The 16,276-nt window shown below is 33.3% G+C and carries 13 protein-coding genes; 4 read left to right on the top strand and 9 right to left on the bottom strand.

Features of this window, described 5'->3' with window-relative positions:
• The first annotated feature begins 25 nt into the window (after positions 1 to 25).
• Entirely contained in the window at positions 26 to 3,748 is a 3,723-nt protein-coding gene (gene dnaE, locus CLAVI_RS01885) for a DNA polymerase III subunit alpha (RefSeq protein WP_194843884.1), read from the top strand.
• A gap of 2 nt (positions 3,749 to 3,750) precedes the next feature.
• Here the strand turns inward: dnaE and CLAVI_RS01880 are convergent, their stop codons facing one another.
• A complete protein-coding gene (locus CLAVI_RS01880) occupies positions 3,751 to 4,662 on the bottom strand; it encodes a hypothetical protein (protein ID WP_194843883.1) in 912 nt (303 codons plus the stop codon).
• A gap of 183 nt (positions 4,663 to 4,845) precedes the next feature.
• Between CLAVI_RS01880 and CLAVI_RS01875 the strand changes: the two genes are divergently transcribed.
• Both CLAVI_RS01875 and CLAVI_RS01870 read left to right on the top strand, forming a co-directional pair.
• Positions 4,846 to 5,820 carry a tetratricopeptide repeat protein gene (locus CLAVI_RS01875; RefSeq protein WP_194843882.1) on the top strand — a complete coding sequence of 325 codons (975 nt, stop codon included), beginning with the start codon at positions 4,846 to 4,848 and terminating at the stop codon, positions 5,818 to 5,820.
• 146 nt (positions 5,821 to 5,966) lie between these two features.
• Positions 5,967 to 6,443: an ATP-binding protein gene (locus CLAVI_RS01870; RefSeq protein WP_194843881.1), complete on the top strand. Its 477-nt coding sequence runs from the start codon at positions 5,967 to 5,969 to the stop codon at positions 6,441 to 6,443.
• Here the strand turns inward: CLAVI_RS01870 and CLAVI_RS01865 are convergent.
• Positions 6,429 to 6,842, bottom strand: coding sequence for a hypothetical protein (locus CLAVI_RS01865; RefSeq protein ID WP_194843880.1), 414 nt, complete (start codon positions 6,840 to 6,842; stop codon positions 6,429 to 6,431). The two genes, CLAVI_RS01870 and CLAVI_RS01865, sit on opposite strands and share 15 nt — an antisense overlap.
• A 124-nt stretch (positions 6,843 to 6,966) precedes the next feature.
• On the opposite strand from CLAVI_RS01865, the gene CLAVI_RS01860 reads away from it, so the two are divergent.
• Positions 6,967 to 8,268 carry a D-alanyl-D-alanine carboxypeptidase family protein gene (locus CLAVI_RS01860; protein WP_194843879.1) on the top strand — a complete coding sequence of 434 codons (1,302 nt, stop codon included), beginning with the start codon at positions 6,967 to 6,969 and terminating at the stop codon, positions 8,266 to 8,268.
• Here CLAVI_RS01860 and CLAVI_RS01855 read toward each other — a convergent pair.
• The 7 genes from CLAVI_RS01855 to CLAVI_RS01825 form a co-directional block, all read right to left on the bottom strand.
• Positions 8,265 to 9,401, bottom strand: coding sequence for an RsmB/NOP family class I SAM-dependent RNA methyltransferase (locus CLAVI_RS01855; protein WP_194843878.1), 1,137 nt, complete (start codon positions 9,399 to 9,401; stop codon positions 8,265 to 8,267). The genes CLAVI_RS01860 and CLAVI_RS01855 overlap by 4 nt on opposite strands.
• Positions 9,402 to 9,423: 22 nt before the next feature.
• Positions 9,424 to 10,566 (bottom strand): hypothetical protein, encoded by a 1,143-nt coding sequence (locus CLAVI_RS01850; RefSeq protein ID WP_194843877.1) that lies wholly within the window; start codon positions 10,564 to 10,566, stop codon positions 9,424 to 9,426.
• Between the two features lie 87 nt (positions 10,567 to 10,653).
• Positions 10,654 to 12,099 (bottom strand): hypothetical protein, encoded by a 1,446-nt coding sequence (locus CLAVI_RS01845; RefSeq protein ID WP_194843876.1) that lies wholly within the window; start codon positions 12,097 to 12,099, stop codon positions 10,654 to 10,656.
• A gap of 207 nt (positions 12,100 to 12,306) precedes the next feature.
• Positions 12,307 to 12,657 (bottom strand): hypothetical protein, encoded by a 351-nt coding sequence (locus CLAVI_RS01840; protein WP_194843875.1) that lies wholly within the window; start codon positions 12,655 to 12,657, stop codon positions 12,307 to 12,309.
• A gap of 84 nt (positions 12,658 to 12,741) precedes the next feature.
• Positions 12,742 to 13,602, bottom strand: a complete 861-nt coding sequence (locus CLAVI_RS01835; protein WP_194843874.1) for a hypothetical protein — start codon at positions 13,600 to 13,602, stop codon at positions 12,742 to 12,744.
• 122 nt (positions 13,603 to 13,724) lie between these two features.
• The gene (locus tag CLAVI_RS01830; RefSeq protein ID WP_194843938.1) at positions 13,725 to 14,924 is read right to left on the bottom strand and encodes a phosphoglycerate kinase; all 1,200 of its coding nucleotides are present in this window, start codon (positions 14,922 to 14,924) and stop codon (positions 13,725 to 13,727) included.
• A gap of 68 nt (positions 14,925 to 14,992) precedes the next feature.
• Positions 14,993 to 16,264, bottom strand: coding sequence for an inorganic phosphate transporter (locus CLAVI_RS01825; protein WP_194843873.1), 1,272 nt, complete (start codon positions 16,262 to 16,264; stop codon positions 14,993 to 14,995).
• Between the last annotated feature and the right edge of the window lie 12 nt (positions 16,265 to 16,276).

The following is a 16,276-nucleotide window of genomic DNA, read 5'->3' as shown; positions in this document are numbered from 1 at the left end:
ATTCATTCGCATTAGGACCTTCCTTATGATTCATCTTCATACTCACTCGCAGTATTCAATACTTGCTGCTACTGCTTCTCCTGAAGATCTTGTATTAGAAGCGGTAAAGCATGGAATGAAAGCTCTTGCTTTAACCGATGATGGCAACTTATATGGTGCTATTGAATTTTATAAAGCTTGTATCAAACATAATATTCAACCTTTGCTTGGATGCGAACTTTATGTAGCTCCTGAGTCTCATCTGATTAAAAAAAAAGAGCGAGGCACTCCTGTAGCATTTCGTCTAACAGTATTAGTAAAAAATGAAGAAGGTTATAAAAATCTCTGTCTTCTTTCTTCCCTAGGCTTTTTAGAAGGATTTTACTACTTTCCTCGTGTTGATAAAGAGTTACTACTTAAGCATAAAGAAGGATTAATTTTTCTTTCTGGATCTTTAGGGGGTCGCATTCCTTATGCCATTTTAAATGAATCATCTGAGATTTTAGAAGAAGAACTCACATGGTTCACTGAAAATATGGGTGATGATTTTTATCTAGAGCTTCAACGTCACTCAATGACTTCAGAAAATATTAGTAATTTTTCAGAAGAATGGCTTAAACAACAGTATTATGAATGGGAAAATAACCAAAAAAAAGTTAATACAAAGCTTTTAGCCCTTAGCAAAGAAAAAAATATTAAATGCGTGGCTACCAATGATATTCACTATATCAATCCAGAAGATTGGCTAAGCCATGAAGTCATGCTGAATATTCAATCTGGTGAAACTATTCGTATTGCCAAAGAGCATGGTCATATTCCAAACCCCAAAAGAAAAACCTACTCTTCCCGAGAATTTTATTTTAAATCTTCAGAAGAAATGGCCGCTCTTTTTTCAGATTGTCCAGAAGCTTTAGAAAATACTAATGAAATAGCATCAAAATGCGCTTTAGTACTTGATTTTTCTCTCAAGCATTACCCAATTTATCTCCCTCCTTCATTAGAAGGGCAAGATAATATTGATGAAAAAGAAAGAGCAAATCAATGTAATTTATTTTTAAGACAACTTTGCGAAGAAGCTTTACCTATACGATATACATCAAAAAAATTACAAAAGATCCTTGAGCAATATCCCAATGAAGATCCCATGACTCTTGTAAAATCCCGCTTAGCTCAAGAATTAGATTTAATTATTGATAAAGGCATGTGTGACTACCTATTGATTGTCTGGGACATTATCAACTGGGCTAAAAATCAACATATTCCAGTAGGACCAGGAAGAGGATCAGGAGCTGGTTCTATTATTTTATTTTTAATAGGTATCACAGAAATTGAACCTATCAGCTTACAACTTTTCTTTGAACGCTTTATCAATCCAGAAAGAATTTCTTATCCTGATATTGATATAGACCTCTGTATGGCACGAAGAGAAGAGGTTATTAACTATGCAGTAAAACGTTATGGACAAGATAACGTGGCACAGATCATTACATTTGGCACTATGAAGGCTAAAATGACTGTTAAAGATGTTGGTCGTACTTTAGATGTCCCTTTAAATAAAACTAATATGATCGCCAAATACTTGCCTGAGAATGCTCTTTCATTAGAACAAGCGTTAGAGATGGATCCATCTCTAAATGAACTATATATTAATGATGAAGAAGCTCGAGAAATTATAGACCTTGGAAAAAAATTAGAAGGATCTATACGTAATACAGGTGTTCATGCAGCTGGCGTGATTATTTCTGGTTGTTCTTTACTTGAACGAATTCCTGTTTGCTTGCCAAAAGAATCGGCCATGATTACAACTCAGTACTCTATGAAACCTGTAGAAGCTGTTGGTATGTTAAAAATGGACTTCTTAGGGTTAAAAACTTTGACTGGCATTCACACTGCAATTCAAGCTATTAAAAAACAAAAAGGCATAGATATTCATTGGAATGATCTTCCTTTAGATGACAAAAATACCTTTAAGCTTCTCCATCAAGGACGAACTATGGGTGTCTTTCAAATGGAGTCTGGAGGAATGCAGGAGTTAGCTAAACAACTACAACCTGATAAGTTTGAAGAGATTATTGCAATAGGAGCTCTTTATCGTCCTGGTCCAATGAATATGATTCCTTCCTTTATCAATAGAAAGCATAAAAGAGAACCTATTGAATATGACCATCCATTACTTGAGAAAATTCTAGAGGAAACCTATGGCATTATGGTTTACCAAGAACAGGTCATGCATATTGCTCAAAGTCTTGCTAGTTATTCACTAGGAGAGGGTGATGTCTTAAGACGAGCTATGGGAAAAAAAGATACAGCTCAAATGCTTAAAGAAAGAGAAAAATTTTGCTCTGGAGCACAAAATAATGGCATATCTCAAGAAACAGCTACCTGTATTTTTGATAAGATGGCTAAATTTGCTTCTTATGGATTCAATAAATCACATGCTGCCGCCTATGGATTACTCACATATATTACTGCTTACCTAAAAGCTAACTATACAAAAGAATGGTTAGCTGCATTAATGACCAATGATCAATACGATATAGAAAAAATTGGTAAATTAATTCGCGAAGCTCGGAGCATGAATATTCCTATCTTACCTCCTGATGTTAATGAATCTGAATCTAACTTTACAGCAACAGAGCATGGTATTCGCTTTTCCATGAGTGGTATCAAAGGTATTGGTCATCGCATCGTAGAGTTAATTATAGAAGATCGCGATGCTATTGGCCCTTTTACCAGTTTACATAATTTCATCTGCAGAATGTTAAAGAGAATGCCTGGGAAGCGCATTACCAAAAAAATTATTGAAAATCTTATAGATAGTGGTTGTTTTGATTTTACTCAGTACAGTAGAGGCGTTTTAAATTATAACCTAGAATACAGTTATGATAGAGCCTTACAAGCTCACCGAAATGATTCTTCTGGCGTCCTTACCTTCTTTTCTCTTATGGACCCAGATAATAATGAAAAAGATTATGCTATGCAGGATTTAGAAGAAGATCCTCGCTTAGCTAAAAAAGAGCTTCTAAAAAAAGAAAAAGAACTTCTTGGAGTATTTTTAAATGAGCATCCTTTGGATGCTCATAGAGCTATTCTAAAACGTTTATGTTGTGTCCCTTTAGTAGAAATTAATGATTTAAATGATGGAGCTGTAATTAGAGCAGCTTTTATCATAGACACATTAACCACAAAAATTTCTTCTAAAGGGCATAAAAAATTTGCTCTTCTTCGAGTAAGCGATGATGTTGAATCTTTTGAATTACCTATCTGGCCTGATCTTTACTCTGAATATAGCGCTTTACTAGAAGAAAACAAATTATTATATGCTATTATCATTATTGATAAGAAAACAGACAGCACACGGTTAAATTGTAAATGGTTATGTGATCTTTCTGAAGTAAATGAAGAAACTGTTATAACATGTGACCTGATGTTTGATAAAATCAAAGCACAAGTACGACGCAGCACTATAGCTGCTAACATTAAAAATGAAAAAAAACAGATGGAAAACTCTAGCTCAGCTAAGTCTAATGAAAAAGATATCTCTACGCCTCTTAAACTTAAGATTGACTTAGAAACTGCAAAGATGAGCCTATTTTTACAAATCAAAGAAATAGTTATGAATCATCCAGGGAAACGTTCTCTTATTTTACAGTTTATCTATAAAGGCACTCCTTTAGCCAACCTCATTACTGGAGAACCTGGCATTTCTTATAATGCTCCTTGCGAAGCAGCCATAAAAAAATTATCTTTACTTGCTGTAGAAGCTTAACTTTACCAAGCATTATCTCTGTCTATCATCTTACGTCCAGTGACAGCATTCCAGTAACTTACTTGAATTGATCCATCTGGATTGACAGTAGAAATATTATATACTGGCACAAAAACTTTATCTTTTTTTCTAATAAGAAAATCTGCTCCAAAAGCTACTTGAATCATTTTCTGAATTCTAGATGGTGAATACTTAGGAGATAAAAACTCTGCATCTCCAGCTGATTGCTTAACAATAGGATTTTTAAAATAGGTCACTGGATCCACTTCAATAAGTGGATTCATAACATGTAAGCGAAGCTTATTCCCATTCATAGAAATCAATTTTTTATTATGACAAGCTTTGAGCCATTTAGAAACAAAACGTTCGCCCTCTTCCCTTAAAGAACCATAGACGCTTTCTTTCGTTGCAGCACCACCAAATTGCGCTAAGGTTTTTAATACCTTAAAGTCTCCCTTACTAGCGCGAGCTAATAAACAATCTTCAAAACCTTTTGTTTTTTCCCATGAGACTGAATCTATTACCATTTCTCCATCCACCAAACTCCATAAAATCATAGATTCTTTAGTGCCACCATCTTTAAATAAGCCTGGTTTAGAATATTTTACTTCCATCAAAAGATACGGAAAAAATAAAAGTTCTGGGTCAAGAATACGTCCTTGCCGAGACAAAACTAGTAACTCTTTACTTCCTTTAATAATATCCTGAGGAGAATAGCGTAACTCCAATGTCCGAATTTCCTTATTCCCTATAGCTATTTTCTGCATGAATTTTGGAATCTTTGAAGAAACATTTTTAAAAAATAATGAAGACTCTTCAAAATGGGCCCTAATACTTGATGCATTATCCCATACATAGAGGCCAGATCCAATTAGGCCTGCTGCAAATAACAATCGAATAATAAATTTTTGCATATCCAATTTCTTGTAAATACCTTTCCTTTGGGGTTGTACCAGAAATATCATAAAATTGTCTCTGCCTCTTTAACTATATGTGCTAATAATCTCCTTTCCTTGAATAAAACTATTTATATATGTTGATATTGACTGATTAGTCTTAAAAGATTAGGATCTCAGACCTATCCTGTGAGAAATTTTATGAAAAGATTTGTTTTCTTTTGCTTATTCATAGTAAGTAGTAGCTTTTGGCCATTATCAGCTCAACCTCATATTTTGAAACGGACTCTTATTAATGCAAAAAAGAAGCCCCTTTCTTCTCCTGAGATTTATATCAAAAATGGAAAAACCTATTTAGATGCAGGTAATGGAGAAAAAGCATTAAATTGTTTTTTTAAAGTAATCACTCATTTTAAAGGCTGTCCTTCTTTATATAATGAAGCTCTTTTCCTAGCAGGAAAAGCTTTTATGGAGCTTGGAGAGCCTGACCGCGCTAATAGACTATTAAATAATTACTTAGAACAAGAACTTTCTCCCAAACATTTTGAAGAAGTTTTCCAAATTAAATATGGTATAGCTGAAAGTTATCGTCAAAATGACAGACGTCTTTTAAGAACCTCCGCTGTAAAAGATGGTTCTCAATCTGTTAGTCCTGCTATCCTTATTTATGATCAAATTTGTTCCATCCTTCCTAATAATAAAACTGCTGCTATGGCGTTATACCGTAAGGCATGCTTCCTTCAAGAACAAAAAAATTATAGCGATGCTTTATCAACTTTCAGAGAATTAATCACTCAATTTTCATCGCATCCTCTTGCTACAAAAGCATTTTTAAATATTAATGAAATTTTTTTAACCCAACTTCAAGAAGAACCTCAAAATCCTTATATTCTTCCCCAAGCTGAATTATCTTTAAAATTATTCCAAAGTAAATTTCCTAGTAGCGAAGATCTTCCTCAAGCAACCGCACTTGTTACAGAAATGAAAGAAGTGTTAGCTGAAGCTTTGTTTAATACTGGTAAGTTTTATGAAAATAAACGTAAGCATGAGTCATCCTTGGTCTATTACAAAATGTTAAATAAGATTTATCCTGAAAGTCGTGCTGCCCAAAAAGGCAATATCCGTGTAACAATTTTAAAAAATCAAAAAATGAGTAAATCTAAAACTCAAAAATAAAACGTAATCTATAAATCATAATTAAAGTTGACTAGAAAAATTCTTTGAAAGATTCTTTCTAAAAAAGACTTCCTTTCTTTTTATTCATTTTTTTTAAAATAAAAGGATAATTTTTTCAGCACCACATTGATCATTTGGGAAAAATTATGGTCTCTCCAGGAAATCACCATTTTAAAAAAAAATCTCCCTTAGAATCTAACTGTCTCATTTTTCACCAATTTGAAGCTCATCTCTCTTCTCTCTACAAGATGCTCAATCTTATTAAGATAGAAGCCTTACAATGCAATATCCCAATTCAAAAAATAAGAAAAATGGAGCTTGCTGCTGAAGAGGTGATCATGAACATTATCTCTTATGCTTACCCTAATAATGATTCAGTAAGGCCTATAAAATTATCTTGTTCTGTCTTAAATTCAATTTTTGAAATTCATATTAAAGATAAAGGAATCCCCTTTAATCCATTAAATATGAAAAAAAAAATAAATTTACCTTTTGATCCAAATAATCCTATTTCTGGAGGATTGGGCATCTTGCTAATAAAGAAATATTGTGATCACATTTTTTATCAATATGTAAAAAATGAAAATTGGATCTCTCTACAATTCTTTTTAGTAAAAGTATAATTCCTTTTCATTGTCTTCTATTTGCTCTAGTAATTTTTCTAAAACCCTTAAAACAAGATTTGAATGATTATAAACTCCCTTAGCAGAGAAGACCATTTCTAAATGAGTATCCTTCTCATGATTAGACGCTATTAATCCATATGTAACAGGCACTTTATCTATTAATTGAGGCACAATCCAAACAATAAACTTACTATTAAATAATGTAAGTTTGTCTGATGACTCAACCACATAGAAATTATAGCCCATGTTATCTTCTTGGCTTAATTCCATGGGTTCTTGTACCAGGCCCAATTGCTGTAGTAAATCCAAATCTACATCTAAGATGCCATCTGGAACAAAACTAGCTAAATTACCCATATACTTTTGGTAAACAATTTCTAATTCTATTGGACTCATTGATTCCCCCTAATATAATGGTAGATCATTTTTTAAGAGATCGTCAAGTTTTTATTTGTTGTTGAAAATTATATAAAATTATAAAACCTTTGTTTTAAACATTTAAATCTATTTAAGGCATATTATGAAAATAAAAATAATGTTCTTATTAATTTTAAGCGTTTTTTATCCTTTACATGCTCATGATATCTTTAACCATATTGACCTCAAAGAAGAAGCCGTTGTTTTAATTAATGCTACTAATGGCAGAATCCTTTTTGAAAAAAATAAAGACCTTACTATTTTTCCAGCAAGTATAACAAAAATTGCTACTGCTCTTTTTATTCTAAAAAAAAAATCTTTCTCCCCTAATTCTTTAATAAAAATAAAAAAAGAAGCTTTACAACAAATTAGTAGTAAAGACAAAAAAGACTCTGGTTACAGAAGTCCAGCTTATTGGCTTGAACCAGAAGGAAGTAGTATTGAATTAAGGGTTGGTGAAGAACTCTCTGCCAAAGATTTATTCTCAGCTATGCTAGTTTCATCAGCTAATGATGCTGCTAATGTTCTTGCTCATTATTACGGCCCTACTATTCCTGTTTTTTTAAAAGAATTAAATATATATCTAAAAGAACTTGGTTGTAAAAATACCTCTTTTCTTAACCCCCATGGCTTACACCATCCTGCACATATTAGTACTATAGAAGATTTAGCTCTTATCACAAGAGAAGCTCTCAAAGAGCCATTATTTCAAGAAATCGTTAAACTTAAAAAACATATTGTTCATCTCTCTGATGGATCAGAAAAATGTGTTTGTTATCAAACAAATCGCCTTCTTAAAAAAGGTTCTTTTTTTTACCCAAAAGCCTATGGAGTCAAAACTGGTACAACAAAGATGGCTGGAAAAAATTTAGTAGCTGCAGCTAAATCAAATAACAGAGACTTAATTGCAATAGGTATGGGATGTAGAACTGATCTTTTTTATTTATATCAAAATATCATAAAGCTATTTGAAATAACCTTTAATGAACCTCTTCAAAGATGCATACTTTTAGATCCTGGGAAACAAGTCTTTACTACTAAAGTTAAGGGTGGACGCAAGAAACTAATAACTACCTTGCCAAAAGGACTGTTTTATGATTTTTACAGATCAGAACCCTATACTCCTATCGTTTCTTTAACATGGGATATTCCCACTCTTCCAATTAAAACAAATAGCATTGTAGGAACATTGATTATTAAAGATAAAGACTCTCCAGAAATCATCAAACAACAGCCTTTATTTGCTGCAGCAGATGTTCCACCTAATCTAATATTTCAATGCTTTTCTTTTGCAAAGAAGCATCCCATATGGTTTGCCCTATGCAATATAACTCTATTAGCTGTGCTAACAGGAAAGAAATTTAAAAATCATCGCTCGAAGAAAATTAGAAACTTTCAACATTAAGCTTTCTTCTTTCTTAAAAATGAAGCATAGAAACCATCAGCTCCGCCTGCCTCTGGCAAGATAAAAAGATCTGGCCTATCTCTTTCTAAAGATAAATGCTCTATAAAGAATTCTGTTTGCTCTTCATTTTCTTCTGGCAAAATAGAACATGTAATATATGTTAATCGACCATTAGGAGCTAAAAATTGAGCTGCTTCTGTGACTAACTGACGTTGAATACGAATAGTTCGTCGCTGATCTTTAGCAAAAAAACGCCATTTATGATGAGGATTTCTTCTTAATGTTCCTGTTCCAGAACAAGGAACATCCACCAAAACTTGATCAAAAGGAGCACATTTGTCAGCTTTTAATGCTCCTGCTTTTACCATCTGACAATTAAAAATCCCTGCTCGCTTCATCCTTTTAGTTGCTTCTTGCAATAAAGCTGCCCTTAAATCATGAAGGACTAAATAACCCTCTTCTCCTACCCGAGGTGCTAACGCTAAGCTTTTTCCACCTGCTCCTGCACAATAATCAAGAATATGGTCTCCAGGACGTACTGTAATAGCTTCACAAACAATTTGTGCTCCCTCATCTTGAAACTCAAAGCAGCCTTCGTTAAATTCAGGGAAAGATTTAAAAGGAAAGCGTTTAAGCATAGAAATAGCATAAGGAACCCGAGAAGATTCTGTCATCTCAAAATCTTGACCAAAAGTTTCCATAAAAGCTTCTCTAGAAAATTTTAATGGATTAATTCTTAAGGTTGTTGGCGCCTGCTGGTTAGATATTTGACATAGATCAAATGCTTGCCCATCTCCATATGCTTCAGATAATCTGCGAAATAATTCTTCTGGAAATCCAACTCTTATATACAATGGCAACGATTCATCATCTTCATATTTTTTATAATCAAACCCTTCTGCAAGAAATTTAATCTTATTTTCTAATGTAGCTTGATTTTCTCCTACAAGAGCTTCTACCAAATTTTTATAACGTATGTAAGTAAAGAGAATGTCAGAAATAAAAGCGCGATCCTTAGAGCCAAGTGCTTTATGCGAGCGAAAATAAGCTTGAATAATCCCATCTGGAGAAGAATCAGAATCTTCTATAGCTTTTAAAATAGCTTCAGCATGATTCTGGCGAAAGGCATTCATCATAAAATTAAATCCATATCAATTATTTGAGCAAGATTATACCGTAATCATGAGTAAAACTGTTCAATAAGACTTGAAAACATGCAATCCAGAGATCTTTATTCTCTTTTTTAAGTTGATTAAATTCTTTTTTTACTTGTTGATACTCATTTTTTATCATAGATGCTTTTTCTGAAATGACTCCTTCTAGGCATTTCTCAAAATCATGCGCCCAATTACCTATAAATCTATGATAGAGAAAAGGTGAAACTGTTTGGATAAAATAAATTTGATTAAGTAAAATGGTCTCTATTCCAGCTGGAGCTTCTAAAGATAAGGGTAACCATTTTATATTTCCTGGAATAATTGCCTCCTGAAGAAAAAATCCTACTATTTTATGATATCCTTCAGGATCTATATCTTTAATTTTACCTAACCAATCATGGATATCCTGAATCATTTCTTCTAGCTGACGACGTTTATACTTTTCTTTTGCTACAAGATTAATCTGCTGTCTTTCTTCAAAAATACTTTGTAATAAATGATCTCGGACTAATGCATCCTCTGATCTATCACGATGATTTAATCTTTGAAATAACTTAATTAAGTAACGTTCTTCAGACTTTAAGGCATTAAATATATGCTTACTTTCATACCTAAGGTTTTTTATAGCCTTTATGCATGAGAAGTTTATCTCTTTAGTTTTTTTGCACTCATGCTGTGAGCCCACAAATTTTGCATTTTTTAGATGTTTATCATTAAGAAAAAACTCTGCTCTATATTTCTCTATTGTAGCTGTTAATTTTGAGATTTTTTCTAATAAAAATTCTCTTATAACAAAAAAATTTCTTAGTTTTTGATTAACTTGTTTTTTATGTTTTTTGTGCCTAAAGAGCAACCTTTTCCAAAAGGGTAAATCTTCCTCAAGTGTTAATCGTTGTTCTAAAGAATCTAAGAAACTCTTAATCATCCCCCCATGAATGATTTTATTTTTAAAAGAGTCATCGACATACTTTAAAATGATTGAAGAATCATCTGTTTGCCAATGTGATATTGGAACGTTATAAGCTTTTCCTTCTAGTATTTGACTTTCAAAATTATAAACCAATTCCAGATCTTGACCATGCACAATTCCCTCTAGTATAACGAGTGGATAATCATGTGGTAAATGATGCTCAAATTTCATTATGTTGCATTTGTTCTTGTTGATAAAATGATAATGAAACTGGCGCTTCATTAAAAAACAAATACATGATTCTTAAATCTTTTTGAATTATGAGTTTTTAGGATAACGATTTTTAAAACCTTTAAATACTGACCTTAAGTTTTTTTTCATTGTTTTTCCTTGAGCACTTAAGCGATCTGCTACAGTGCTCAACCCTTCCTTCATGACATCCAGCTTACTAGTCTCTTTGCCAACAGAAGCGTTATTACTTTCTAGCGCCTCAGCTGGCTCTTGAGATACTGCTTGAGACGTACTTGGTTGATTAAGAAATTGAGCTAATCTTGGTGGTTTTGGGGGAGCCTGTCCAAATGCTTTAACATTATCTACAAACTTAACTGTCTTCACATTTAGATCTTCTGATATTCCTCTTGGCACTTTTGGTTTTCTTATAGCATTTTGTCGTTGAAGTGGTGATGGTTTACTAAAGTCTATTTCTACTGATGAATCATCATCTAATTGAGAATGATCTACTTTCAATAATTTTCTTGTCCCATTAGAATTTACATCTTTCTCAGGAGCGCCTACCGACTCAGTATCACTCTCATCAGTATCCACACCTGTAAAATCATCACTGCTTAAAGATATACTTGAACCAGTAAAGCTTGTATTATCACTTATAGAATTCTCATCTACTTGCATACCAACCGCCCCAGACTCTCTTTGGTCAGAATCATTTACTGGCGTATCAACCCCATTAGATGCTCCTTGCTCTTCTATATCTACTGCTGTACCAACCGCCCCAGATTCTCCTTGGTCAGAATCATTTACTTGTGCACCAACTACTTGTGTACCAACCGCCCCAGACTCTCCTTGGTCAGAATCATTTACTGGTGTATCAACCCCATTAGACGCTCCTTGCTCTTCTATATCTACTGCTGTACCAACTGCCCCAGATTCTCCTTGGTCAGAATCATTTACTTGTGCACCAACCACTTGTGTACCAACCTCATTAGACAATCCTTGCTCTTCTTTGATTTTTCTTCTTGCTGCTCCACGTTCTTTAGCTTTTTTCAGCAAGCCCTCTGGGGTTACTGTTCCAGCAGTTTCTTCAACAGTTGTTTCTTCTCCAGTTGTCGCTACCTCAGGTTCTTCAGACATAACATTATCTTCAACAGGAGGGACATATCGTCTAAGATGTATCTCATCTTCTTGGTAAGGTTTATAAAAACTTGCTGTGTAATCTATCTTTGAGCTTTTTCTGCAAGACAACAATAGGTTGGATACCCTTCCTTTAAATACCATCCAACAAGCTCTTGCTACATTAACAATCGCTCGCATAACATGAGTAGCTTTTGCTAGAAAAGTTTTTTGCTTAAATTCTACTTTTGCTCCTGTAGTACGACCTCTTTCTGCTGATGGAATGTTAGCATGCATATTTTCCATTGATCCCAACTTAGTATCTCTGTTTTCAATTCTACCACTAACTTGAGACTGTTCCTGATTTATCTTTTCAGAAGAAAATTGAGGTGATGATCCATTTATATTGCCAGTCATATAATACCTTTTAAGAAAACAACTAAGATTTTATAATTCTTATTATTTTTAATTATATATTATATTTTATTGAAAAAATATTGTTATCAACAAAAAAAATATAATAATTTTTAATAAAAATATTATTAATTTCTTAATTACATCAAAATCAAGGATAAAAAATATATTTAAGTGATTAAATCAAAAAAAATTTTTTGTAAAAAATAACTAAGAGCGTTTGATCTTGTGAGGTTTCTTTGCACTAATTTTGATTGCTTGCATGAGAAGAGTTTCATAACTTCTATATAGACATATTATAGCTGTTTTAAAAACACTCCAAATTTTGTAACAGATGAGAAAAGAAAAGATAAAAATGACTTTGATAACATAACAAGCATCTGCCCATAAGGACTTTAGCCTTCCTTGTTTCACTGCTTCATTCTTTTTAATATTTTTTGGAAGAGTTTCCATAAAAACTGTTGCTGAACCAGTCTCTTTATGAGTATTTATTACAGACCTCGCTGATAGCACTTCTACTATAGAAGATGTTGAATTAGATCTACTTATAATATTCATCATAAATACTTACTTTTAAAAAAACCAATAATAATTTAAATTAAAACACTTATTAATAACAATATAATTAAATCACCCTCCCCATCTTTATTCTATTTTCTTTTTTACTAAAGCGGACCATTTTCTCTGATATTCTCCTGGAAATAGATCTATATCTAAATCAGGCCTTAAAGAAGCTCTTTTAGTATTAATATGTCTATATTGATATAACCATATTAACCTTTCATAAAGTTCATTTTTATCTTCTGCTCTAGATAACAGTGTTATTATTCTTTTCTTTTTTTCAGGAACTTGCCATTTTTTCACATCTAGAGGACCTTCTGTAGTACTACTTTCTTCTAAGAAAGTTTTCCATATCATTTGGGTATATCTAACAGTTAAGTTAGCCAACATTTTCAATTTATTTTTTTGTAACAAAAAGATATCTTGCAGTCTTTGAGACACAAGTACTACTGAATTTGAACTTTTTTTAGGTAATTTTTTTGTAATGACTCTAGGAGTCATTTTATTAGAATGTCCTTGATTTAACCATTCTTTCTGGTAATAAGAAGCTAAAATTTTTGTAATAAACAGGAGCTGTGGAATAGCCTTATGTTGAGCTTTACGAGTTGTTTTAAAAGTTTTTTTAAAATCTTGTTTAGATGCTTCTTTTTCCTTTTCTTGTTTAACTGCATTCTTAATATCAGTACTACCTGCAGAAAAAATATGAAAGAACTCTTTTTCATCTAAAGAAATACCTTCATCTAGCTCTTCTTCTAAAGCTTCTCCCTCATCACTTTCAAGTTCTTCTTCTAAAGCAGTCTCAGGTTCATAATCAATATTATCAGCAGCAGATAGGCCCTGCCATTCTATGGGTTCTAAAGACTTATTGGGCTCTGGTGGTTCATAACTGGGGATGCCTTCATTAGCAATTGTCATAATATATGCTAACCTAGCTGGGTTTTTCATAAAAAATAGATATCTATGAAATATCCAACCATTGTTTAAAATACAAGGTAACTTTTTTAACTATAAAGTGATAAAGATAGATGCTCTTCAGCATTAATTGATTACATAATTATGTAATAGATTTAATTTCTATCTGAAAGAACTTCTAACCCAGGTAGAGTACCTAATTCAATATACTCTAAAGAAGCTCCTCCCCCTGTAGAAAGATGTGTGATTTTATCAGAAAGACCCGCTATAGCAACCACTGCACCTGCATCTCCCCCTCCAACAACACTAATTGCTGATAACTCACTAATAATTTTAGCTAAAGATAACGACCCATGAGCAAACGGAGCTTTCTCATACACACCGACAGTTCCATTCCAAAAGACTGTAGCTGCTTTAGCTAAAGTCTTAGAAAATAAAGCTAATGACTCTGGCCCTATATCAAAAGCTTCTAACTCGTTTGGAATGCCTCTACTAAAAGAGATGACTTGAGTCGAAGTGGCCTCTATATCAGTTGCAACAATCGCATCTACTGGGAGAACAAGTTCTACCTTTTTTCTTTCCGCCTCTCTTAAGATTTCTTCTGCTAATGGTAAAGTGGCTATATCGCATAAAGATTTCCCAATATTAAATCCTTGTACCTTAAGAAAAGGGTAGGCCATTCCTCCTCCTAATATTAGACCATTTGCCTTATCTAAAAGTGATTTAACTACTCCAATCTTAGATTGAATTTTAGCTCCACCTACTACAGAATAAAAAGGACGTTTTGGCTGTGAAAGAGCATTTCCCAAAAACTCCACTTCCTTCATCATCAGAAAACCAGCAAAAGACTTTCCTGGAAAGAGTTGTGGAACAAAATAAGTTGAAGCATGCTTCCGATGAGCTGTTCCAAAAGCATCATTTACATAAAGATCTCCTAGTGCTGCTAAGGCTTTTGCAAAAGAAGGATCTGTTTCAGGTTTTTCTTCTCCTGCATAAAAACGAAGATTTTCTAACAATAACACTTGTCCTGAAGAAAGTGCTGCTACCTGTTTAGTTACTTCATCACCAATGCAATCTATAGCCCATAGAACAGGTCTTCCTAATAATTCTTCTAAAATTTTTCTGATAGGCTGTAAAGAAAAAGAAGACTCTGGTCCATTACCCTTAGGTCGACCTAAATGGCTCATTAAAATTAAAGAGCCTCCTTGATCTAAAATATGGAGAATAGAAGGAAGTGATGCGCGAATCCGAGTATCATCTAGAATAACGCTATCTTGTATGGGAACATTAAAATCTACACGCATTAAGACACGTTTATTTTTAAAATCCCCTTCATGAATAGACAACTTCATAATCATTCTCCTTATCTTTATCTATGAACAAATACTATACGAAAACAGTCACAGTATCTGTTGTTAAGATCTTATTGCCCTAAAATATATTTTAAGGCTAGAAAACACATCATAGAAAGTAAGGCTGAAACAGGAACTGTTATTACCCAAGAGACAAAAATATCCCGAACGACATTCATATTAAGAGCTTTAATCCCACGAGCAAACCCAACACCTAGTACTGATCCAACAACAACATGTGTTGTAGAAATAGGTAACCCAATTTTTGAAGCTAGAACGACTGTTAATGCTGAACCAAACCCAGCAGCAAAGCCCCGAGAAGGAGTCAGCTCTGTAATTGTTTTACCTACAGTTTCAATAACACGCCATCCCCAAGTAACTAACCCAACAACAATACCAATACCACCCATACCAAGTAATAGAGTGCCTACCCATGGAGCATTCCATGAAGGCTTAAGGATTTTAAAGATAGCTGAAACAGGACCAATAGCATTAGCTACATCATTAGATCCATGCCCAAATGCCATAAAACATGCTGTAATAACTTGTAAATAACCAAAAATACGTTCCACTTCTGAATAATACGTTTCTCTTTTAGAAACTTTTTTATTCTTTTTTTCCATGATGTTTTGAATAGTTTCTAAAGAAAAATTTCTTAAAAGAAATTTTGTAGAAAAGAAGGATACTGATCCTATAACCAATAAGATCGCCATCAAAACAATGCCTGAAAATATTCGATGATCATCTTTAAATAAGATAATCCCAGTAAGAATAACAAATAAAGCTGTAACTAAAGTAGGCGCTAAGCGACGCATAGCATTTACTGGATCTGTCTTATATAAGACCTGCTTTCTGATAAGAGAAAAAATTGCATAAGCACAACAACCACCCAAAAGAGGCGAAATAATCCATCCTAAAACAATAGATCCAACATAACCCCAGTAAACAACAAAGCCATTACCAACAGCTATACCAAATCCTATAACAGCACCAATAACAGCTTGTGTTGTAGAAACAGGGCATTTAAAAAATGTTGCTATCTGTAACCATCCACCAGTAGCAAGCAATGCAGCTAACATCCCATAGACAAAATTCATAGGATCAATACTTGTTAAATCTGCTCCAACAATACGATATTCTATTGTTCCAGCAACTTTTCCTCCTAAAAAGAAAGCTCCTGCAGATTCAAAAATAATAGCTAACAAAACAGCTTTCTTTAAACTGAGTGCACCCGAACCTACGCTGGTTCCTACAGCATTAGCTACATCATTGGCCCCTATACTCCACGCAGCATAGAAACCAAAAGTCCCTGCCAATACTAATAACAAAACTAAAAAAGACATGAAAAAGGAATC

This window comes from Candidatus Clavichlamydia salmonicola (assembly GCF_015356765.1).
Lineage (GTDB): Bacteria > Chlamydiota > Chlamydiia > Chlamydiales > Chlamydiaceae > Clavichlamydia > Clavichlamydia salmonicola.
This window is presented reverse-complemented; position numbering and strand designations above follow the sequence as displayed.

What these genes read in the sequence shown, in the direction of transcription:
- dnaE (WP_194843884.1), top strand. Translation starts at nt 26, where the DNA reads ATGATTCATCTTCATACTCACTCGCAGTATTCAATACTTGCTGCTACT.
- CLAVI_RS01880 (WP_194843883.1), bottom strand. Translation starts at nt 4,662, where the DNA reads ATGCAAAAATTTATTATTCGATTGTTATTTGCAGCAGGCCTAATTGGA.
- CLAVI_RS01875 (WP_194843882.1), top strand. Translation starts at nt 4,846, where the DNA reads ATGAAAAGATTTGTTTTCTTTTGCTTATTCATAGTAAGTAGTAGCTTT.
- CLAVI_RS01870 (WP_194843881.1), top strand. Translation starts at nt 5,967, where the DNA reads ATGGTCTCTCCAGGAAATCACCATTTTAAAAAAAAATCTCCCTTAGAA.
- CLAVI_RS01865 (WP_194843880.1), bottom strand. Translation starts at nt 6,842, where the DNA reads ATGAGTCCAATAGAATTAGAAATTGTTTACCAAAAGTATATGGGTAAT.
- CLAVI_RS01860 (WP_194843879.1), top strand. Translation starts at nt 6,967, where the DNA reads ATGAAAATAAAAATAATGTTCTTATTAATTTTAAGCGTTTTTTATCCT.
- CLAVI_RS01855 (WP_194843878.1), bottom strand. Translation starts at nt 9,401, where the DNA reads ATGAATGCCTTTCGCCAGAATCATGCTGAAGCTATTTTAAAAGCTATA.
- CLAVI_RS01850 (WP_194843877.1), bottom strand. Translation starts at nt 10,566, where the DNA reads ATGAAATTTGAGCATCATTTACCACATGATTATCCACTCGTTATACTA.
- CLAVI_RS01845 (WP_194843876.1), bottom strand. Translation starts at nt 12,099, where the DNA reads ATGACTGGCAATATAAATGGATCATCACCTCAATTTTCTTCTGAAAAG.
- CLAVI_RS01840 (WP_194843875.1), bottom strand. Translation starts at nt 12,657, where the DNA reads ATGATGAATATTATAAGTAGATCTAATTCAACATCTTCTATAGTAGAA.
- CLAVI_RS01835 (WP_194843874.1), bottom strand. Translation starts at nt 13,602, where the DNA reads ATGAAAAACCCAGCTAGGTTAGCATATATTATGACAATTGCTAATGAA.
- CLAVI_RS01825 (WP_194843873.1), bottom strand. Translation starts at nt 16,264, where the DNA reads ATGTCTTTTTTAGTTTTGTTATTAGTATTGGCAGGGACTTTTGGTTTC.